The sequence below is a fragment of the Kitasatospora sp. A2-31 genome (genome assembly GCF_022288725.1).
Classification (GTDB): Bacteria; Actinomycetota; Actinomycetes; order Streptomycetales; family Streptomycetaceae; genus Kitasatospora.
The window spans coordinates 1-1148 of record NZ_JAKNTA010000245.1 but is presented as its reverse complement, the minus strand read 5'-3'; the positions used below and the strand labels follow the sequence as shown (position 1 = coordinate 1148).

Sequence of the window (1148 nt, the reverse complement as noted above, 5' to 3'; positions counted from 1 at the left end):
CCACCTGGTCCGACTGGCAACCCACCGGCGGACCCGCCGACTCCCAACTCACCAGCCAGCCCACCGCGGACGGCCGCATCGAAGTGTTCGCCATCAACACCACCACCGCCCAACACACCTGGCAGACCGGCGTCAACGCACCCTACGGCCCGTGGGACACCTTCGGCGGCGCCGGCACCGAGATCACCGCCACCGCCAACGCCGACGGCCGGATCGAAGTGTTCGGCACCAGCAACGCCGGCGTCCACCACAAGTGGCAGACCGGCTTCTCCACCTGGTCCGACTGGACCTGGCTCCACACCACCGCCGGACCCGCCGTCAGTCGAGGAGCGACCACGTGACGAGCACGCAACACGCCGGCCGGGCCCCCCGCCGGGTCCTGCTGTCCGCCTTCGCCGCGCTCGGCGTGACGGCGGGCCTGATGGTCGGCGCCACGCCCGCGCCGGCCGCCACCGGCATCGACCTGTGCGCCGAGGTCGGTTACAACGCGGGCTTCCGGGGCGACGCCCTGGTGACCGCGATCGCCGTCGGCATGGCCGAGTCCAGCTGCAACCCCATGGCCTCCAACGTCCAGAACAACACCCCGCCGTCCACCGACCGCGGCCTGTGGGAGATCAACGACTACTGGCATCCCGAGGTCAGCGACGCCTGCGCCTACGACGCCCAGTGCAACGCCGACCAGACCTTCCGCATCTCCAACGGCGGCACCAACTGGCAGCCGTGGTCGACGTACAACGCGGGCGCCCACCTGCGGTACCTGGACGCGGCGCGGGCCGCCGCGGACCGGCACGGCCACCACGAGCCCGGACCGGCGCCGCTGGTGTATCCGGCGCAGTCGGGGAGGGTGGTGTCGGCGCGTTCGGCGGACGGCCGGCTGGAGGTGTTCGCCGCGGGTGCCGACGGCGTCTCGCACGCCTGGCAGACCGCGGTGAGCGGTGCCTGGTCGGACTGGGAGTCCCTGGGCGGCCCGGGCGGTGCCGAGCTGGCGATCGGCCCGAACCCCGACGGCCGCCTGGAGATGTTCGCCCTCAACGGCACCACCCTCCAACACCGCTACCAGCTCCAGCCCTCCGGCGCCTGGTCCACCTGGGAGACCTTCGGCGGCGGCGGCCACTCCCTCGCCACCGGCTCCAACCAGGACGGCCGCC

The 1148-nt window shown here is 73.1% G+C and carries 2 pseudogenes; both read left to right on the top strand.

Features of this window, described 5'->3' with window-relative positions:
* Nucleotides 1-341, top strand: a pseudogene (locus MCM47_RS41225) (M23 family peptidase); the annotation flags it as partial.
* Nucleotides 342-421: 80 nt separating this feature from the next.
* Nucleotides 422-1148, top strand: a pseudogene (locus MCM47_RS41220) (hypothetical protein); the annotation flags it as partial.